The sequence below is a fragment of the Leifsonia shinshuensis genome, from assembly GCF_013410375.1.
Taxonomy (GTDB): Bacteria; Actinomycetota; Actinomycetes; order Actinomycetales; family Microbacteriaceae; genus Leifsonia; species Leifsonia shinshuensis.
This window is the reverse complement of the sequence record NZ_JACCFL010000001.1, coordinates 4123722-4142096: the sequence shown is the minus strand read 5'-3', so window position 1 is coordinate 4142096 and position 18375 is coordinate 4123722. Positions and strand designations below refer to the sequence as shown.

The 18375-nt window shown below is 72.8% G+C and carries 20 protein-coding genes; 6 read left to right on the top strand and 14 right to left on the bottom strand.

The genetic code is table 11. The annotated features are described in order from the left end of the window. Position 1: 1 nt before the first annotated feature. Complete coding sequence (locus tag HNR13_RS19960; RefSeq protein ID WP_343063636.1) at positions 2-1279, bottom strand: ATP-binding protein; 1278 nt, start codon at positions 1277-1279, stop codon at positions 2-4. A gap of 193 nt (positions 1280-1472) precedes the next feature. On the opposite strand from HNR13_RS19960, the gene HNR13_RS19955 reads away from it, so the two are divergent. After that, complete coding sequence (locus HNR13_RS19955) at positions 1473-1907, top strand: VOC family protein (protein WP_179608563.1); 435 nt, start codon at positions 1473-1475, stop codon at positions 1905-1907. Between the two features lie 5 nt (positions 1908-1912). Continuing rightward, complete coding sequence (locus HNR13_RS19950) at positions 1913-2554, top strand: winged helix-turn-helix transcriptional regulator (RefSeq protein ID WP_179608561.1); 642 nt, start codon at positions 1913-1915, stop codon at positions 2552-2554. Positions 2555-2569: 15 nt separating this feature from the next. Here the strand turns inward: HNR13_RS19950 and HNR13_RS19945 are convergent, their stop codons facing one another. The 4 genes from HNR13_RS19945 to HNR13_RS19930 all read right to left on the bottom strand — a co-directional run bounded on the left by HNR13_RS19945 (position 2570) and on the right by HNR13_RS19930 (position 4614). Further along, positions 2570-3106 carry a dihydrofolate reductase family protein gene (locus HNR13_RS19945; RefSeq protein ID WP_179608559.1) on the bottom strand — a complete coding sequence of 179 codons (537 nt, stop codon included), beginning with the start codon at positions 3104-3106 and terminating at the stop codon, positions 2570-2572. Between the two features lie 41 nt (positions 3107-3147). Beyond that, on the bottom strand, positions 3148-3330 hold the full coding sequence (locus HNR13_RS19940; RefSeq protein ID WP_179608557.1) for a hypothetical protein: 183 nt from the start codon (positions 3328-3330) through the stop codon (positions 3148-3150). 86 nt (positions 3331-3416) lie between these two features. After that, on the bottom strand, positions 3417-4199 hold the full coding sequence (locus HNR13_RS19935; protein WP_179608555.1) for an alpha/beta fold hydrolase: 783 nt from the start codon (positions 4197-4199) through the stop codon (positions 3417-3419). A gap of 19 nt (positions 4200-4218) precedes the next feature. After that, positions 4219-4614 carry a hypothetical protein gene (locus HNR13_RS19930; RefSeq protein WP_179608553.1) on the bottom strand — a complete coding sequence of 132 codons (396 nt, stop codon included), beginning with the start codon at positions 4612-4614 and terminating at the stop codon, positions 4219-4221. A gap of 131 nt (positions 4615-4745) precedes the next feature. On the opposite strand from HNR13_RS19930, the gene HNR13_RS19925 reads away from it, so the two are divergent. After that, positions 4746-5933, top strand: coding sequence for an MFS transporter (locus HNR13_RS19925; protein WP_179608551.1), 1188 nt, complete (start codon positions 4746-4748; stop codon positions 5931-5933). Between the two features lie 88 nt (positions 5934-6021). On the opposite strand, the gene HNR13_RS19920 is transcribed toward HNR13_RS19925, so the two are convergent. From HNR13_RS19920 to HNR13_RS19890, 7 genes are read right to left on the bottom strand one after another with little or no spacing between them, the layout of a single operon-like run. Continuing rightward, positions 6022-7656 (bottom strand): alkaline phosphatase family protein, encoded by a 1635-nt coding sequence (locus HNR13_RS19920; RefSeq protein WP_179608549.1) that lies wholly within the window; start codon positions 7654-7656, stop codon positions 6022-6024. Next, positions 7653-8348, bottom strand: coding sequence for a RibD family protein (locus tag HNR13_RS19915; RefSeq protein WP_179608547.1), 696 nt, complete (start codon positions 8346-8348; stop codon positions 7653-7655). The genes HNR13_RS19920 and HNR13_RS19915 overlap by 4 nt, the downstream gene beginning before the upstream one ends. Continuing rightward, positions 8345-9376 (bottom strand): lysylphosphatidylglycerol synthase transmembrane domain-containing protein, encoded by a 1032-nt coding sequence (locus HNR13_RS19910; RefSeq protein ID WP_246313247.1) that lies wholly within the window; start codon positions 9374-9376, stop codon positions 8345-8347. The genes HNR13_RS19915 and HNR13_RS19910 overlap by 4 nt, the downstream gene beginning before the upstream one ends. Then, on the bottom strand, positions 9373-10233 hold the full coding sequence (locus HNR13_RS19905) for an SAM-dependent methyltransferase (protein ID WP_179608543.1): 861 nt from the start codon (positions 10231-10233) through the stop codon (positions 9373-9375). Before HNR13_RS19905 ends, HNR13_RS19910 begins: the two co-directional genes overlap by 4 nt. Continuing rightward, entirely contained in the window at positions 10230-11333 is a 1104-nt protein-coding gene (locus HNR13_RS19900; RefSeq protein ID WP_179608541.1) for a glycosyltransferase, read from the bottom strand. Before HNR13_RS19900 ends, HNR13_RS19905 begins: the two co-directional genes overlap by 4 nt. Beyond that, entirely contained in the window at positions 11306-11704 is a 399-nt protein-coding gene (locus HNR13_RS19895; protein WP_179608539.1) for a 6-pyruvoyl trahydropterin synthase family protein, read from the bottom strand. The genes HNR13_RS19900 and HNR13_RS19895 overlap by 28 nt, the downstream gene beginning before the upstream one ends. Next, the gene (locus tag HNR13_RS19890) at positions 11704-12681 is read right to left on the bottom strand and encodes an MDR/zinc-dependent alcohol dehydrogenase-like family protein (protein WP_179608537.1); all 978 of its coding nucleotides are present in this window, start codon (positions 12679-12681) and stop codon (positions 11704-11706) included. Before HNR13_RS19890 ends, HNR13_RS19895 begins: the two co-directional genes overlap by 1 nt. A gap of 126 nt (positions 12682-12807) precedes the next feature. On the opposite strand from HNR13_RS19890, the gene HNR13_RS19885 reads away from it, so the two are divergent. Together HNR13_RS19885 and HNR13_RS19880 are read left to right on the top strand one after the other, a co-directional pair. Continuing rightward, complete coding sequence (locus HNR13_RS19885) at positions 12808-13554, top strand: CDP-alcohol phosphatidyltransferase family protein (RefSeq protein WP_343063635.1); 747 nt, start codon at positions 12808-12810, stop codon at positions 13552-13554. 42 nt (positions 13555-13596) lie between these two features. Beyond that, positions 13597-14160 carry a YbhB/YbcL family Raf kinase inhibitor-like protein gene (locus tag HNR13_RS19880; protein WP_179608534.1) on the top strand — a complete coding sequence of 188 codons (564 nt, stop codon included), beginning with the start codon at positions 13597-13599 and terminating at the stop codon, positions 14158-14160. A gap of 69 nt (positions 14161-14229) precedes the next feature. Here the strand turns inward: HNR13_RS19880 and HNR13_RS19875 are convergent, their stop codons facing one another. Further along, positions 14230-17130, bottom strand: a complete 2901-nt coding sequence (locus tag HNR13_RS19875) for an alkaline phosphatase family protein (RefSeq protein ID WP_179608532.1) — start codon at positions 17128-17130, stop codon at positions 14230-14232. Positions 17131-17443: 313 nt separating this feature from the next. On the opposite strand from HNR13_RS19875, the gene HNR13_RS19870 reads away from it, so the two are divergent. Next, on the top strand, positions 17444-17662 hold the full coding sequence (locus HNR13_RS19870) for a hypothetical protein (RefSeq protein ID WP_179608530.1): 219 nt from the start codon (positions 17444-17446) through the stop codon (positions 17660-17662). A gap of 12 nt (positions 17663-17674) precedes the next feature. On the opposite strand, the gene HNR13_RS19865 is transcribed toward HNR13_RS19870, so the two are convergent. Beyond that, positions 17675-18229, bottom strand: a complete 555-nt coding sequence (locus HNR13_RS19865) for a hypothetical protein (RefSeq protein WP_179608529.1) — start codon at positions 18227-18229, stop codon at positions 17675-17677. Positions 18230-18375 lie beyond the last annotated feature (146 nt).

Genomic DNA, 18375 nt, shown 5'->3' with positions numbered 1-18375 from the left:
GTCAGTAGCTCAGCCAGAGCTTGTCGACGGGGATGACGTGGATGCGGTCCTCGTACGTGTAGGACCGCTCCCCCAGATAGAGCGCCACTCCGGCGACGAAGCTCCCTCCGAGCCGTTCTCGAAGTCGCCTGAGGGGTTGGAGATCGCTCCCGGACACGCGTCGACCCGTCTTCACTTCGATTGCGACGACACTTCCGTCGTGGCGTTCGGCGACGAAGTCGACCTCGTCGCCGTCGTAGGTGCGCCAGTGCCCGGTTCCTGCGATGCCGTCCATCCAATCGGTCTGCCGACCGATCTCCCCGACGACGAAGGTCTCCAGCAGGTGGCCGAACTCCGTCAGAGCGGTGGGGTCGCGCCTCGCCAGCCGTTCGGCGCTGAGGCGTAACAGGTGCGCCGCAACGCCGGAGTCGACGACATGGATCTTGGGCCGGTTGCTGCTCCGCGCCGTCAGGGTCGTTCCCCAGGCGGGCAACTGCTGGACGAGGAAGACCGCTTCGAGGATGCGCGTGTAGCTCTCGACAGTCGGAGCGGAAAGACCGACATCCGCCCCGGCATCGGTGAGGCTCAGAACCTGCGCCGTCCGTCCGGCCAAGCGGTTGAGGAGACGGGGGAGGGCGGCGGCCTGACGGAGTTTGCCGAGCTCCTGCGCGTCCCGCTCGAGCGTCAGCCGTACATAGCTCTCGAACCATCGGGACCGGGATGCGGAGCTCGCTCGCTCGATCGCCAGCGGGAACCCGCCGCGCACGATCCTCTCGATGTACTCCTCGCGCGATGTCGCGGACGTGGCCGCCGTGATGAGGGAGTCGGGATCGGCGAAGAGCCGTTCGACGAAGGTGTTGCCCGTCCTCTCGATCTCCGATTGGGTGAAGGGCTGGATCGGCACGCGCTCGAGCCGACCGGTGAGCGACTGTGCTGCCAGGGGCAACGTCTCGTAGCGTGTCGAGCCGGCCAGAAGGAACCGGCCAGGCGAGGTCGAGCGGTTCAGCTCGGCTTTTATCGCGTCCAGCACGGACGGCACCTTCTGGTACTCGTCGACGCAGACCAGGGGTGCGCCAGAGAGGAAGAGCGCCGGATCGGCGGCAACGGCATCCCGGGTCGCAAGGTCATCGAGATCGATGACCGTGGACCCGGCCGCCGCGGCCAGCTCGCGAAGCGCGGTCGACTTTCCCACACTTCGCGGCCCTTCGAGGAGCACCGCCGGGTCCTCGGTGAGGCGCTGCCGGGCGACCTGGAGAGCACGGCGGTCCAGCGGTGAGCTAGCGGTTTCTGACACGAGCACAGTCTATTCTGTTTGAGATTTTCGAGCCAATCTAATTGAGTTTTTCGAGGCATTCAGTTTGGCGTTTTCGAGCCACCTTCTTGCCTTTTTTGGAGGCAGGGCGGTCCTCTCACGAAACGGGGGTATTGACGCCCCACTTGTTTTTTGCAAGTGTAGGCACCAGCAACAGCGGACCACGAAAAGGGAGACCACGATGTCCATGATGTTCGTCAACCTGCCGGTGACTGACCTGGAGCGCGCCAAGGCGTTCTACGAGGCCGTCGGATTCAGCATCAACCCGCTCTTCACCGACCACAACGCCGCCTGCGTCGTCGTCGACGAGGACCACAACTACTTCATGATCGTCACGCGCGAGTTCTTCCAGACCTTCTCAGACCGCCCGGTCGGCGAGCCCTCGAAGACCGTGTCCGCGTCGACCTCGATCATGCTCGACAGCCGCGAGCTCGTCGACGCGACCGTCGCCGATGGGATCGCCGCGGGCGGCGTGGAGGAGCGGCCGGCCGCCGACTACGGCTTCATGTACCAGCGGCAGCTCGCTGACCCGGACGGCAACATCCTCGAGTTCGGCTGGATGGACCCCGTCGCCGCGCAGCAGGGCCCCGAGGCGTACCTGAGCCAGCAGGCCTGAGGTCGATGGTCGCGCGCGACTACGGGCAGTACGACGGGATCACCCAGGCCCTGGAGCTCGTGGGGGAGCGCTGGGCGCTGCTGATCGTCCGCGACCTGCTCGTCGGGCCGCGCCGCTACGGTGAGCTCGCGGCGGGGCTTCCCCGCATCCCGAGCAACATCCTGGCGGCGCGGCTCAAGGAGCTGCAGGCGGCCGGCGTCATCCGCCGGGCGCCGCGCTCGCGCATCGTCCTGTACGAGTTGACCCCGTACGGGCGGGAGCTGGAACCGGTCGTGCTCGCGTTCGGCGCCTGGGGGTTCAAGGCGTTAGGGGATCCGCGCGCCGAGCAGATCATCACCCCGGACTCGATGACGATCTCGCTGCGGACGGCGTTCCGGCCGCAGGTGGCCGCCGAGCTGCCGGCGACCGCCTATGGCGCACGGTTCGGCGGCGACGACCTGCTGATCCGGGTGCAGGGGCCGGAGTTGGCCGTGACGCGGGGGGACGGCCCGGCCGACCTGGCGTTCGCGAGCGGCCCCGGCATCCACCGGCTCATCTCCGGGGAGCTCACGCCGGAGGCCGCGATCGACGCCGGGGTCGTGGAGGTCCTGGACGGCCCGCGCATCCTCCTCACCCGCTTCGCGACCACGTTCCACCTGGCCGCGTAGCGGGGGAGCGGCGCCTCAGCGCAGGACGCGGTACCCGACCAGCAGGTAGCCGGTGGACGAGACCGTGCAGCCGATCGTCTCGAAGCGCAGCGCGGGCAGCCCCTCCAGCAGCCGGCGGCCGCCCTCCGCGATGCCGGGGGCGATGACGAGCCGCAGCTCGTCGACGACGCCGCCGGCCAGCAGCGCCCGCGCGACCGAGATGCTGGCGTGCACGCCGATGTCGCCGCCCTCGCCCTCCTTCAGCCGGCGCGCGAACTCCACGACGTCGCCGTCGATCGCCGACGCCCCCGCCCACTCGGGGTCGAGCGGTGCGGAGGTCGCGACGTGTTTGGTCACGCCGTTGATGAAGTCCGAGAACGGCTGGATGTCCTTGCCCGGCCAGTACCGCGCCCAGTCGTCGTAGCTGCGCCGGCCGAGGATGACGGCGTCCTGCGGGCCGATCACTGCGCCCAGGTTGGCGTCCATCTCCGCGTCCCAGTCCGGGATGAACGTGTCGGGGGCCTCCGCGACCCCGTCGAGCGAGACCAGTTCGTACACCACGATCTTCCGCATGCGTCGAACCTAGCCCTCCGGCGCGGGAACGGGGTCGGCGGTCAGGCGGCGCGGCGTGCGCGGCGACGCGTCCGGCGCTCCGGACCGCGCCGTGCGGCGGCCAGATCGGCGACCGGAGCGGTGGCGCTGCCCGGGCCGGCGGCCCGACCTTCGACGGCGACCAGCGGAGCGCCCGCGCGCACGCGCGACCAGACGGCGGTGCGGATCAACGGCGGACGGCTCACGTCCAGAGACGGTAGTGGGGCTCGGGCGGCCGGTCAACCCGGGACGGCCCGATTCACCTGTCCTTCACCTGTCGCTGTGCGGCTGTTCACCCCAGGAACGCGTCCACCCGGTCGCGCCAGGTGTCCGCGTCCGCCGCGTTCTCGGCGACGAAGAGCTCGGAGTCCGCGATCAGCTCGTGCAGCCGGTCGGCGGTCGACAGCGGGTGACCCGGGTCGCCGGCCCAGGGGAGCAGGAGCACCGGAAGCCGCAGCGCCGCGATGTCATCGGGCGCGGGCAAGTCGGACAGCGCCGCTCCGCGCAGCACTGCCGGTGCGGTGTCGGGCTGCAGCTGGGGCTCCGGCGTCACGCCGCGCTCGGCGAGCACCGGCGGCAGCGCGAGCGTGGAAGTGGCCATCAGGGTCATCAGGGCCTCCCAGCCCTGCGCCTCCAGGAGGTCGGCCATCTGCCGGTAGATCCCGGCCTGCGCCGCGCGCGTCTCCCAGGCCGTCGGCGGAAGGGCGAGCACGAGGCGGCGGAAGCGCTCGGGATGCCGGACCGCGGCGGTGAGGATGGTGCCGGTGCCCATTGAGATCCCCACCGCGTCCACCGGCTCGGTCGCGCCCACCGCGTCGAGCAGGGCCAGCAGGTCGTCGGCGAGCGCGGTCCAGCGGTAGCGCTCCGGGTCATCGGGGCCGGCCGAGCGGCCGTGCCCGGCGGCGTCATAGCGGAGCAGCCGGCGGCCGTTCCCGGCGAGCGGACGGAGGTCGAGCAGCTCCAAGTCGGCCTCGCGGCTGGAGGTCAGCCCGTGCGCCTGCAGCATCGTGCGGCCGTCGCCGTCGATGTCGTAGTGCAGGGTGGCGCCGGCTCGGGCGAGCGTCAGGTCGGTCATCGTGACTCCCTCCTCGCGCTCACGCTACCCGCGCCCGCCGGAACGTCACCCCCGAGGTGATTCCCAGCACCACGATCCCGATCGCCTCGATGATGACCGTCTCCGGGACGAGGGTGAACGTCCACACCTCGGTGATGCCGAACAGGCCGACCGTGAGGGCGAGCAGGAGGGCGGCGAGGCTGGCGAGGACGAACAGCAGGCTGAGGACGGTCGCGAGCCGCAGCCAGGTGCCGTGGAGGGCCAGCATCCCGACCGCCAGGACGAAGCCGGCGATCGCGTTCAGGACGAACATCACGCCCAGCAGCCCGCCGACGCCGTCGAAGATGAGGAACAGATGGATCCCGGCGATCAGCACGAGCACGATCGCACTCAGGATGCGCATGAGCCACAGAGGGCCCTGGCGGCTTTCGGTCATGGCACTACCCGCTTCCGGTCCGGGTCTCCCGGCGGGGAGGCCTCATGGGGAACACGAACGGGTCACAGTATCGGTTCAATCCGGCGGCCGGCGCGAGGGGGGCTGACGGGGAGGGGGCTAGCATCGCAACCATGCCTCACGCCTCGGACCGGAGTCCCGGATCCGTGCGCGAGGCGGCGGGCGGCCTGGTCGCGCTGACCGCCGCCACCTTCCTCGCGGTCACGACCGAGATGCTGCCGGTCGGACTGCTTCCGGCGATCGGGCACGACATGCGGGTGTCCGACCCGGTGACCGGCCTGCTCGTCACGATCTACGCCTTCATGGTCGCCGTGCTCGCGGTGCCGCTCACGCTGTCGACCTCCCGGTTCTCCCGGAAGGGCCTGCTGCAGGCCACGCTCGTCGCGTACACGGTGAGCAACCTCCTCGTCGCGGTCGCCCCGGACTTCGGCGTGCTCGCCGCCGGGCGGGCGTTCGGCGGGATCGCGCACGCCCTCTTCTTCTCGGTCAGCATCGGGTACGCCTCCCGGCTGGTGGCCCCTGCGTTCACCGGGCGCGCCCTGGCGCTGGTCACCGCCGGGGCGGCGGCCGGATTCGTGCTCGGGGTGCCGCTGTCCACCTCGCTCGGCACGGCGCTGGGCTGGCGTGCGGCGTTCGGCGTGCTCGCCGGGGTGTGCGCGATCACGGTCGTGATCGTCGCGCTGCTGCTGCCGGCGGTACCGGGAGGCGGCACCGGGCACCTCGGGGAGGGCGCCGGCGCCCGACGGGTGCGGCTGGCGGTGGTGTCGACGACGAACGCGGTGGTGTACCTCGGCCAGTTCACCGTCTACACGTTCGTGTCGGTGATCCTGCTGGCGACGGGGCTGCCCGCGGCCGGGGTGGGGCCGGTGCTGCTCGGGATCGGCGCGGTCGGACTCCTGGGCACGTGGTTCGCGGCGGCGACCCTGGACCGCCGGCCGCGCGCGACCGTCCTCACCCTGCTCGGCGCGGTGACGGCGGGGCTGGTCGGTGTCGGGCTCGCCTTCCCGGCGCTCGCCGGAGTGCTGGCGGCCGCGGTGGTGTGGGGCGCCGGCTTCGGCGGGGTTGCGTCGGTGTTCCAGACGGCGGCGATCCGCACCCGCGGCGCGACGCCGGAGGTCATCGGGGCGCTGGTCAACGCGACGGCCAACGTCGGGATCGGCGCGGGCGCCGCCGTGGGAGCAGCCGTGCTCGCCGGCCCGGGGCTCGGCTGGCTGCCGTTCGCCGGGGCGGCCCTGATCGTCGTGGGCCTCGTGATCGTCCTGGTGGCGCGGCGCTCGTTCCCGTCGTCGCCGGAGGCGTGACCTGCCGCCCCCACATTCGGGGCGAATGTCGCGAATAGCGGCGCGATACGCGACATTCGTGCCGAATCGCAGGGACGCGCGGGGCTCGTCAGGGGCCATAGGCGGTCAGGAAGCGATTGCGGAAGGCGTCCATCCGCCACACCGGCGCCGTCGGAGACGGCAGCAGCCCGGGCTGCCAGCCCCAGGAGGCGATCCGGTCGGTGACGGCGGGGTCCTTGGCGATGATGCTGATCGGGACGTCGTGGTTCGCGCCGGGGCCGCTGACGATCGTGGCGGGCTGGTGGTCGCCGAGCACGACCATCACCAGGTTCGGGTCGTCGAACGTGGTCAGGAAGGAGATCAGCGAACCCATGGAGTACTGGATCGACTCCCCGTACAGCTGCTGCACGTGGTGCGGGTCCTGCCAGACGACGCTCGGCGGGAGGCCTTCAGCCGGCTGCGGGTCGTAGACCGAGCCGTCCCCGAGCTGGTCCCACGGCAGCAGTCTGGGCAGCGGCGTCCAGGGCGTGTGCGAGGAGACCAGGTCGATCTCCGCCATCAGCGGCTTGTGCGGCCCGGCGAGCTCGTGCTGCTGGAAGTACGCCCAGGTGTACTGGTCCGGCACCTGCGCGTAGCTGAAAGTCGGTCCGCGATAGCCGACGTTCGTGGCGTCCAGCTCGTGCTCGTAGTGGTAGAACGAGTACCCGACCGGCCACGGCGTCGAGTCGGAGGGAACGTCGCTGACCGTCTCCCAGCCCGCCGTGCGGAAGGCGTCGCTGAGCGTGAAGCGGGTCCCGGCGGTGACCCGGTCGTAGAGCTGCTGGGAGTCCACCCACAGCCCGGTCTGCAGCGTCGAGTGCGCGAGCCAGCTGATCCCGCCGAAGGTGGACGAGGTCAGGAAGGCGCTGCGCTCGGTGTACCCGTGCGCGGCGAGGGCGGCGTTCCCGTCGCGGAGGACGGCGTCCACGCCCGGCGAGAACGAGGTGCCCTGCACCGCGACCTGGCCGTAGCTCTCGACGAAGGCGATGATCACGTCCTTGCCCTTCAGCCCGGTGAGGAGGGCGGAGGGCGGAAGCGTGGCGTAGGGATCGGTCGAGGCCGCGCGGTCGAAGGCCGCATGGTCGGCGGCGGCGACCTGGACCTGGCCGACGGTGGACGCCGCCGCCGAGAGCGCGTCGTCGGCCGCGACCGGCTCGCCGGGCACCAGCTGTGCGCCGACCAGCGCGAGGACCAGCCAGCCCGCGGTCACGGCCGACGCGGCGATCAGGCTGGGGCGCCTCCGCGTCGCGAGCACACGACCGAGGTGGAGCAGGGCGGCCGCGACCGCGACGACGGCGCCGATCGCGAGCAGGCCGACCAGCGCGAGCAGGGCGATCGCCCCCGCCGTCCCGGTGGAGTCGCGGACCACGCCGTACCCGTCGGACAGCTCGGACCAGCCGCTCACGACGTCGAACGGGCGACCCACGGACGCTTCGAAGGCCCGGTCGAGCGCGGCCATCAGCGTCGCCGCCACGATCAGCACAGCGACGAGGATCGCGACCGCGCGGCGCGCCCAGCGCCACGGCAGCAGGATCACCGCGACCAGGGCGAGGACGCACTCCAGCGGGATGCGCACGAGCGCCAGCGCCGAGCCGGAGCCGACCAGGCCGGGGGCGAGCGCGGCGACGAAGAGGGTGACAGCGGAGAGGACGGTCGCGATGGTGCTCCGGCCACGGCTGCTGCGACGGCGAGGTGCGCGGGTCACGGGTCGCCCCCGAACCGGTCGGACAGGGCGTAGCGCAGCAGCACGACGTCCCCGATCGGCCGCGCCTCCACCAGCGTTGCGCGGTGGTCGGTCGTCCACGGGAAGGCGCCGTCGCCGACGAATCGCGGCGCCGTGGGATCCCCGACGAAGAACGGCGCGACCGCGAGCTGCAGCTCGTCCGCCAGGCCCTCCCTCAGGAACTGGGTCAGCGTCGTCCCGCCGCCTTCGACCATCAGCCGCCGCACGCCGCGCTCGCCGAGGTCGTCGAGCAGGTCGGCCATCCGCGGGCGGTCGCCGAGCGGGACCACCGTGGCGGCGTCCCCGAGCCGGTCGACGATCCGCGTGCGGGCGCTGCGCGGGCAGTACACGAGCTTCACGGTCTCGCCGAGGGTGAAGAAGTTCGCTCCGGGGTCGAGCTCGCCGGTCGCGGTGACCGTCGCCTTCCAGGGCGTGCGGCACCTCCCCGCGGCCTCCCGCCGGTCCTGGCGCTCGGGACTGCGGACCAGCAGCCGCGGGTTGTCGCGGCGGACCGTGCGCGCGCCGACGAGGATGACGTCGCTCTGGGCGCGCACCTCGTCCACGCGGTCGAAGTCGGCGGCGTTCGAGAGCGCCAGCTTGGGCGGCAGGGCGGTGTCGAGGTAGCCGTCGAGGGACACGGCGCAGCTGACGGTGACGTACGGTGTGGCGCTCATGACCGCATCCTCCTCCGCCGCACCACAAGGGTCGACTGCGCGATCAGCGCGGCAGGGGCGAAGCAGACGAACGCCAGCACCCCGTACAGCGTCGCCGCCGAGATCCCCGCCGCCGCCCCGAACCCGGCCATCGCGAACGCCCAGCCGGCCGCGCCCTCGCGCGGGCCCCAGCCGCCCAGGTTGACGGGGATGGAGGCCGCGAGCAGCACGACAATCCCGAGCGCGAGCACGCGCAGCGGCGGCACGTGCGCGCCCACCGCGGCGGCGGCGATCGCGAAGGTGGCGAGGTGGCACGCGCAGACCAGCACGGAGGCGACGACCGCCTGGACGAACACCCCCACGGAGCCGAGCCCGGCCCTGACCTCGCCCAGCTCGTGCGTGAGCGCGCGCCGGACCCGGCGGCTCGCCAGGGCGACGCCCGCGACCCCGGCGACCCCGGCCACGACGGCGACGCCGAGCAGGGGGAGCAGCACGCCCGCGAACTCCATCCCGAACACCCCGAGGACGACCACGGCGATCGCGACCTGCACCGCCTGGCCGAGCAGCCGCTCGAGCGCGACTGCGCGCGCCGCCGGCCCGACCCGCTCCGCGCTGCGTCCGTGGTCCACGGCGCGCTGGACGTCCCCGACCACGCCGCCGGGCAGCACCGTGTTGACGAACTGGGAGCGGTAATACATCCCCACGGCCGTCGACCAGCGCAGCCCGACGCCGAGCCGCCCGGCGATCAGCCGCCAGCGCCACGCGGCCGCACCGGTCGCGACCGCGGTGAGCGCGAGGGCGGCGACCACGGTGGGGCCGTCGAGGCTGAGGAGGCCGTGGAGGAACGGGCCCGTGCCCACCCGCGCGACGATCGCGACGAGCACCACGGCGCCGACGAGCGCGCGGACGGCGGCGCGGACCCACGGGCGGCCCAGCACCGTGCGGAGTCGCAGCACCTCGCGGAGTCGCAGCACCTCGCGGACCCGGAGGGTCGCCGTCCCCTCCGGAGCCGCCGTCCCCTCGTGGGGCGGACTCAGCCGGACGGTCATCGCGGCCACGCCAGGACGTCGAGGTGGTACACGACGGCGGACAGCGCGCCGAGCCGCTGCTGGTCGCGTCGCAGCTCCCGGTAGCCGCGGGCCTGGTCGAGCAGGACGCGATCGCGGTCGCCTTCCTCCTGCTCCACGGCGGCGTCGAGCCAGCCGTCGAACCACTCGGCCAGCAACCGGGGATCGCGGCGGTCCAGCCGCCAGGTGGTCAGCGCCGTGCGGACGTGCCAGCCGGCGCGACCGAGGAGACCGCGCGCGATCGGCGCGCCGAACCGCCCGAGCAGCCGGCGGCCGTCCACCTCCCGGCGCTGGTGCTCGTTGAACGCGCGCGCGACCAGGATGTCGCGCGGATCCCACGGCCGCAGCTCGACGTCCCCGGTCACGCTGAGCGGCAGGAGGACGGGCGCGCCGACCGCGACGCAGGCGTCCACGATCGCGTGCGCCTCCTGCGCGGTGACGACGTCGAGCAGTGCCGACGCGGTCACCAGGTCGGCGCCCGCGAGGTCCGCCGGCGCGAGCCGGTCGAGGGGGGTGACCCGCGACTCGATCGCGACGGGACGGCCGGAGCGGTCCTCGGGAGGCTCGCCGGCCACCGCGCGCGCGGTCAGCCCGGCGTTCCAGTCGTGGAGGACCCAGGTCTGCGGTCCGGGGAGCTGCGGTGCGAGCCAGCGCATCATCGAGCCGGTGCCGCTGCCGAGGTCGTGCACGGCGAGCGGCCGGGCGCCGGCCGCGCGCCCGTCGGGAACGCCGCCGAGGATTCCGGGCACCGCGCGCGCGAGCCGGCGCGACCGCGCGCGTGCGTCCTCCGCCTCCCGCAGCGCGAGCCAGTCGGCGCTGACCTCCAGGACGCCGCTCATGAGGGCACCGCCTCCGGCCGCAGTCCCTCGACGGCGGCCTCGCGGAGCGCGGCCGCGACGGTCGAGGTGGTGTCGTCCCAGCGGCGGCCGGCGGCACGGGCCTCCAGCGCCGCCGCCTTCAGCGCGGCGCGGCGGTCGGCGCTCGCCCACCACTGCTGCAGCACGACGTGCAGCGCCCACGGGTCGTCGGGCGGCACGATCATCGCGGCCTCCGGGCGGGCGATCGCCTCGGGGATGCCGCCGACAGCCGTCGCGAGCACCGGGACGCCGTGTGCGAGCGCCTCGGCCAGGGCCATCCCGTAGCTCTCGCTGCGCGACGGCAGCACGACCAGGTCGGCGTCCGCGTACGCCGCGTCGAGCGCGCGGGCATCGAGCACGCCGGCGAACCGGATCCGGCCGGCGAGGCCGGCGGCGTCGATCACCGCGGTCAGCGCGGCGACGAAGTCCGGTGCGACCGCCACGGAGCCGGCCAGGGTGCAGCTCCAGCCGTCGCGGTCCGCGAACCCGGCGAGCGCGCGCAGCAGCAGGTCCTGGCCCTTGTGCGGTGCGACGGTCGCGACGCACAGCAGCCGGCCGCCCGCGGCGGACGCCCGCGTCGCCGGCGCGGGATCGACGCCCGGGTGGGCGACGACGATCCGGTGCGGGTCGGCGGCGTCCTGCTCCAGGAGCTGCGAGCGGGTCCAGGCGCTGGTCGCCACGATGCGACGAGCGGACCGGAGGGCCGCGATGACGGCGTCGTCGAGGTCCGCGCCGGGCTCTCCGCCGCCTGGCTCACCGCCCGGCGACGGCGCGGCCATGTGGGCGAGGACGACGATCCGCAGGCGGCTCCGGTGCGCCGCGACCGCCTCCGGCTCGCGGAAGACGAGGAGGCCGTCGATCAGCGCGAGCGCCCCCTCCGGCAGCTGGGCCAGCGCCCGGGCGGTCCAGCCGGTGCCGCGCCCGGTGACCAGGAGCAGGTGCACGGTCCAGCCCTCGGCGCGCAGCCCGTCGCGGACGCGCTGGTCGTACCGGTTGCCGCCGCTCACCTGCCGCGGGTCGTCGATGGTGTCGGGGACGACGAAGAAGACGTCGTTCACAGCGGCCTCGAATAGCTCGCCCACGCGATGTGGGACTCGTGCAGGGTGACGGTGAGCGAGGTGAGCCCGGTCGCCCGGCCGAGCGATCCGGCCGCAGCGGCGTCGGCCAGCCGGTCGGCGATGGCGCGGCAGAGCACCTCCGTGGTGGTGTTCAGCCCCGCGAACGCGGGTTCGTCGTCCAGGTTCCGGTAGCCGAGCGAGCCGGTGATCTCCGCGAGGGCGGCCGTCGCGCGCCCGATGTCGACCACCACGCCGTTCGGGTCGAGCTCGTCCGCGCCGAAGGTGGCGTCGACCACGAAGGTCGCGCCGTGCAGCCGCTGCGCCGGGCCGAACGCCTCTCCGGTGAAGCTGTGGGCGACCATCAGGTGGTCGCGGACCGTGACCGTGAACGGCATCAGGCGTCCCTCCAGTCGATGCTGTGGCAGAGCTCGGGGCCGGGGTCGCCCGCCAGCCGGGCGAGGACCTCCGGCAACTCCCGCCACGACGAGGTGCCGGTCAGGAGCGCGTCGAACGCCGGGTCGCGCAGCAGGTCGAGCGCGAGCGCCAGCCGGTCGGCCGTGCTGCGTCGGTCGCGCAGGCGGGGCGGGACGGCGCCGACCTGGCTCGACCGGATGGTCAGCCGGCGGGAGTGGAAGTCCTCGCCCAGCAGGAGGGTCACCGGCTGGTCGCCGAACCAGCTCGCCTCAATCACCTCGCCCTCGGAGACGACCGTCTCCAGCGCCAGCCGCAGCCCCGCCTCCGACCCGCTCGTGTGGATGACCAGGTCGCGTTCGTGGGGTGCGTCGGCCGGGAGGGCGAAGGCCACGCCCAGCCGCTCGGCGACCTCCCGTCGCGCCGGGGCGACGTCCACCAGCACGACCTCGGCGCCCGGGATGCCGTGCGCCAGCCGCGCGACGCAGCAGCCGATCATGCCCGCGCCGATCACCGCGATCCGGTCGCCGACCAGCGGCGCGGCGTCCCACAGGATGTTGACCGCGGTCTCCAGCGCGCCCGCGAGCACCGCGCGTGCGGCGGGGACCCCCTCCGGCACCGGGACCACGGCCGCGGCCGGGACGACGAACGCCGACTGGTGCGGGAACAGCGTGAACACGGTGCGCCCGGTCAGCTCGGGAGGCCCCTGCTCCACCACGCCGACGTTGAGGTAGCCGTACTTCACCGGCCCCGGGAAGCCGCCCTCCTGGAACGGCGCCCGCATCCGCTCGTGCTGGCTCGCTGGAACGCGGCCGGCGAACACGGTCGCCTCCGTGCCCCGGCTCACACCCGTGCGCAGCGTCCGGACCAGGACCTCCCCGTCGGCCGGCTCGCGCAGCGGCTCGGGCCGCAGGGCGCCGACGCCGGGCTCCACGACCCAGAACGCGGTGGCTTCGAGCACGTCCAGCTCCTCTCGCGGCGGCCCCGGTATGGGAGCGGGGCTTCGTGAACCATCCGTGCACACGCTGCGTGTTAAGGCAAGATGCGGCATCCGCACGGTGCCGTTCCCCAGAGACACGAGGCTCACGTGAAAAGGGTTCAACTCGCAGCGGTCGGCTGGGCCGGCGCGGGCCTCGCGCTCGTTCTCCTCCTCGGCCTGCTCGACGTCGAATGGTGGATGACGCCGCTGCCGCCCGTGGGCTGGGCGGCCGCCGCCGCGTACCTCCTGGTGTCGAACACGCTGCTCGTGCGCGGCCTCCAGCGCCGCAGGTCGGAACGCTTCGGCCCGGCGAACATCGTCACCTCGATGCGGTCCACCCTGGTCGGGCTGATCACCGGGCTCGTGGTGGCCTCCCTCTTCGGCGCGGTCCCCGTCGCTCTGCTCGTCGGCCTGGTGATCCCGGCCCTCGCGCTCGACGCGGTGGACGGCTGGGTCGCACGCCGGACCGGGACGACGAGCGAGCTCGGCGCGCGCTTCGACATGGAGGTGGACGCGTTCCTGCTGCTGGTGCTGAGCGTCCACGTGGCCTCGCTGCTCGGGCTCTGGGTGCTGGCGATCGGCGGCCTCCGCTATGCGTTCGTGGCGGCGGGATGGGCGCTGCCGTGGCTGCGCGCACGGCTGCCCTACCGCTACTGGCGGAAGGTGGTGACCGCGTACGCCGGGATCGCGCTCGCGGCGGCGTGCACGGGGGCGCTGCCCGCGGTCTCCGCTGTGCTGGTCGCGGTGGCGCTGCTGCTCCTGCTGGAGTCGTTCGGGCGCGACGTGGTGTGGCTGGTGCGGGAGCGGGAGCGGGTGCGGGACGCGGTTCGCGAACCCCTCCGGGTGGAGGACTAGGCTGGCCACCCGACCACCCCTCTCCGAAAGGCCGCCCTCACCATGCCGAACCCCATCGGACGGGCGCTGCGCGATCGGCGCGCCGGGCACGACAAGATCGTCTGGCTGCGCGACGGGCTCGTCGGGCCCGAGTCGTTCGTGCTGACGAGCCCGGCGTTCGCCGACGGCGCCCCCATCCCCGCCCAGTACCGCGGCCGGCTGCTCGGGCAGGACCTGTCGCCGGCGCTCGCGTGGACGGCGCCGCCGGTCGCCGCCGAGGAGCTGGTGCTCGTGGTCGAGGACCCGGACGCGCCGCGGGCGGATCCGGCCGTCCACACCATCGCGCGCGGCATCGATCCGGCGCTCGGCGGGTTGCCGGAGGGCGCGCTGGCACGGAGGGGCGCAGTGCCCGGGATCGCCTACGGCCGCGGCTCGCTCGGCTCACGCGGCTGGCACGGCCCGATGCCGGTGCCCTCGCACGGGCCGCACACGTACGTCTTCCAGCTGTTCGCCGTGGATCGCCGGCTCGACCTCCCCGCCTCGTTCGGGCTGGAGGACGTCGTGCGAGCCATGCGCGGCCACGTCATCGCGCGCGCCCGCCTGGACGGGACGTACGAGAACCCGTAAGCGCACGAACGGCCCGGCTACGACGAACGCCCCCGCCCACGAGGGGCAGGGGCGTCCGCGCTCCGACGGCTACTGGTCGTCGTGGTTGGTCGATCCCGGCGCGATCCCGGGCACGTCGTCCGGACCGTAGATCTTGGCGTCTCCCGGGTAGGGCGACGTCCAGTGCTTGGTCTGGTACCAGGTGTAACGGTTCATCAGCAGCGGGTTGTCGTAGTCCGGGATGGCCGGGTGGCCGGCCGTTCCGGTGAAGTGCTGCTTGCCGGCCCACTTCTGCCACTGGGCGGCGACGGCCTGCTCGGAGGCGGGCACGGCGGCGTCCTTCGCGGCCTGGGCGTTCACCGCGTCGGCCGCGGCTCCGGTCTGGCCGAGGGTGTCGTAGCCGCAGGCGGGCTTGGTCGCCACGCCCTCGGTCAGCGGCACCTGGTTGGCGACCGCGGTGTACGGGGTCAGGTCCGGCTTGTTCGTGAACGCGTCCACCATCGGCGTCGCCGCGGCGATCTTCTGGTTCAGCGGCTGCGCGCCGAGGATCTGCTCGATCGTGCGGACCATGCTGATCTGCGAGTAGTACGTGCTCACCGTCTTGCCGTGCACGGCGTACGGGCTGATCACCTGGATGGGCGCACGGTGGCCGTCGACGTGGTCGGCGGAGTCCTGGCTGTCGTCCTCCGCGACGAAGATCGCGGAGTCCTTCCAGTACTGCGAGTGCGAGATCTCGTCGACGATCTTGCCGAGGGCCAGGTCGTTGTCGGCGACCATAGCCTTCGGGTCGGCGGTGCCTCCGGTGTGGTCGCTGGAGAGCCAGACCATGTTGAAGTTGGACGGGCCGTTCTTCTCGAAGTCCTGCTTCCAGGTCTCGTACCGGTAGATGTCCGGCACGGCGAGGTCGAACGGCGCCGCGTTCGGGTCGGAGATCGCATTGAGCGACGGGATCACCGAGCCCGCGTTCCACTTGATCGAGGGGTCGAACAGCTGGGCGGGCGAGCCGCCGGCCATGACGCTCGTGGCCGCGCAGTAGTACTGCTGCCAGGTCGCGCCGGCCGGCTTGCCCTCGCCGTACTCGAACTCGCCGTAGTTCTTCGCGCTCTTGCCGGCGGACTGCACCGAGTTCCACAGGAAGCCGCTGCGCTGGTGGCCCAGCACGTCCTCCTCCGTGTCGTACGAGCGGGTGTACTCGCCTGCGCTGGTCTGGGTGTAGGCGGTGTTGTCGCCCTGCATGAGCCAGTTGTGGCCTTCGGCGGAGTTCGTCCCGATGTCGTACGTGTTGTCGTACAGGCCGAACTGCGTGGCGAGGGCGTGCTGGTTCGGCGTCACCGTCTGGCCGAACTGGGTCAGCGACGGGTCGCCGTTACCCTGCTTCATGTCGCCGTAGAGCTGGTCGTAGCCGCGATTCTCCTTGACGACGAGGAACACGTGCTTGATCGGCGAGGGGTCGCCCAGGCGCTTCGGGATGACCGCCGACGCGCCGTTCTCGCCCTGGTCGCCCTGGTCGCCCTGGTCGCCCTGGGCCTGCTTGAACGAGTTCTCGGTCCAGCCGTTCTGGGCGAACACCTGAGCGGTCGCCTTGCGGATCTCCTTGTCGCTCGGAAGCGCGAACTTCGTGAGGGACGCGGTGGTCGAGTGCGTGCCGTGCCCGGTCACCACCGGGACGCCCGCGCCCTTGTTCACGGTGATCCCCGGGCCGCGCGCGTCGATGCCGCGCGTGTTCGTGACGACGACCGAGCCGTTCACCGCCGCGACGTTCTCCGGGTAGTAGTCGGTGGGCAGGAGCCCGATGAGCGCGGCGGGGTCGCGCGGGTCCTTCGCGTCGACCTTGTAGACGGCGATCGCGTTCGCGTTGCCGAGGGAGACCAGGAGGTGGTCGCCCTGCAGCGTGACGGCGGTCGGCTGGTAGCCGGTCTTCGACGACGCCCACGGCTGGGTCGCGATCGTCTGGACGACGGCGCCGGAGCGCGTGTCGATCACCGAGACGGTGTCGCTGTTCGTGTTGACGACATAGAGGGTGTTCCCGCTGACGTGCATGGCCGTCGGGTGCAGCTCGACCGGGATGGAGCCGACCGCGGCCGACGGGTTCGCCGTGTCGATGACGCTGACCGTTCCGGTCGTCGAGGTTCCGAGGGTGGTGTTCGCGGGGACCTGCGTGCCGTACGAGCCCATCGTGGTCTCACCCGGGAGCGCGTAGCGGCCGCCTTCGTTGGAGACGTAGAGCTTGGTCCCGACGAACGCCAGCTGCCGCGGTGCGATGCCGACGGGAAGGATCCGCGTGATCGTGCCGGCGGTGGGGTCGATCGCGACGACGGTGTTCTGGCCGTTCACCGCGGCGTAGAGCGTCGAGCCGTCGGGCGAGAAGGTCATCCCGGCCGTCAGCGCCTCCTGGCCCGCGGCCGAGTTCGGGATGGCGATCTTCGTGCCGGCGCCGAGCGAGCCGTCGGCGTTGAACGGGTAGCGCACGATGCCGGTCGCGACCGGCTCGAACAGGAACTTGCCGTCGGGCGAGAAGACCGGGCCTTCCTGGCCGACGGTCCCGTCCGAGATCTTGAGGTAGTTCATCGAGCCGTAGCCGGCGTTGGCGGCCGCGGTCGCGAACGAGGCCGCCGCGAGGGTGCCCGCAGCTGCGACGGGCTTGTACGAGTTCAGGTCGAAGACCTGGAGGTCGACGGAGCGGTCAGTGCTGGTGCCGACGAGGTAGTGCCCGTCGGGGCTGACCGTCGATCCCATGAGCTTGCCGAACGGCGTCATCAGGCGGGTCCCGGCGGGCTGGATCACCTGGTCGGACGAGATCTGCTCGCCGTTGGCGTACTGCGTGCCGACCTGCTGGTTCCCGAAGGCGAGGGTGGAGGCGGTGGCGATGCCGCCGCCGAGGACGACGAGCGCGCACGTCGCCGCCGTGACGGCGAGGACGCGCTGCCGCGGCGTGAGGGAGGAGAAGCGGCGCCGGCCGGATTTCTGGCGGCGCGAGGTGTTGCGAGGCATGGAGCGAGACCTTTCCCGAGAGCGGAGGAGCTGAGAAGGCGGCCCGGCCGGGAGCGATGCGAGGGTGTCCCGACCGGTTGAGGGACCTCATGGCGAGGTCACAGGCACGACACTGCTGCGTCCCTCATGAGGGGGTCAACCAAACGGTTCATGAATGCGGGGTTACGCCGTCCGGGGCGCGCTCGGTGTGTCGGGCGCGGCATCCCAGGCGGCGGGCGGGAAGCGCAGGTGAACGCCGGCTGGGCGATGCGCGCGTCGTCTGTCAGGACTCTCAGGAGTCCCGCACGGGGCCGCGCGGTGGGACGATGACGACATGGACAACCTGGAGACCGCCGAGGACGCCATCCGCCGGGCCCGCAAGAGCCTCGCCGTCGCCGCGACCGCCGCAAGCGCCGGCCCTGCGGCGTGGGTGGAACCGCTGCGGCTCGCGCTCGACGCGATCGAGAGCGCTGTCGCCGAGCTCAGCGAGCTGCGCGACCCGCCGTTGGAGAGCTCCGGCGACACCGGCCCAGACGCCTCCTACCTCCGCTGACCGCCGCTATCGCTAGCCGCCGAGTGCGGCGACGACGGTCTGCGCCTCGCCCCAGTACTGCGCGTAGTAGTCGGGGTCGGCGTTGACCTGGACGGCGTGCGCGGCCTGGGTGGGCGTCATCGACTGCCAGCCGGGGAGGCGTTCCAGCTTCCGGAAGAAGTTCGTCGCGGCGGTGTAAGGGTCCATCCGGTCGGCGAGCGTGCCCCAGGCGCCGTTGTCGCGCTGCTGGAACAGGCCGCGGCTGTCCGGACCGGCGGCGTCGCCGTAGTCGAGGTTCCGGAGGCCGGACTCGCCGATCGCGGTCATGACGCCGATCGTCTCGCCGTACTGCCCGACGCCCTGGTCCCGCGCGGCGGCGAGGATCGTGGCGGCCATCGCGAGCTCCGGCGCGCAGAACCCGGCGACGGGCCCCTTCGGCACGGCGCGTCCCGCCACCGTCGTGGCTGCGGCGTCCGCGCACGGGGGAGTCGCGGAGCCGGCCGGCTCGATCGTGATCCGGGAGGCGGCGAACAGTCCGCCGGCGACCACGAGGGTGGCGACCATCAGGGCGACGACAGCCTTGCGCATCCCGTGCCTCCCTCCCGGACCACTCGCTCGGACCACCCACCCTAGGAAGCCGCCCTTTGCGCCCCCTGAACGCCTCCTGGCCGACCACTGGACGGCGCCGGAGCCGCACCCCTCGCGCAGCGCGCCGCCCCTGAGTACCGTGGCCC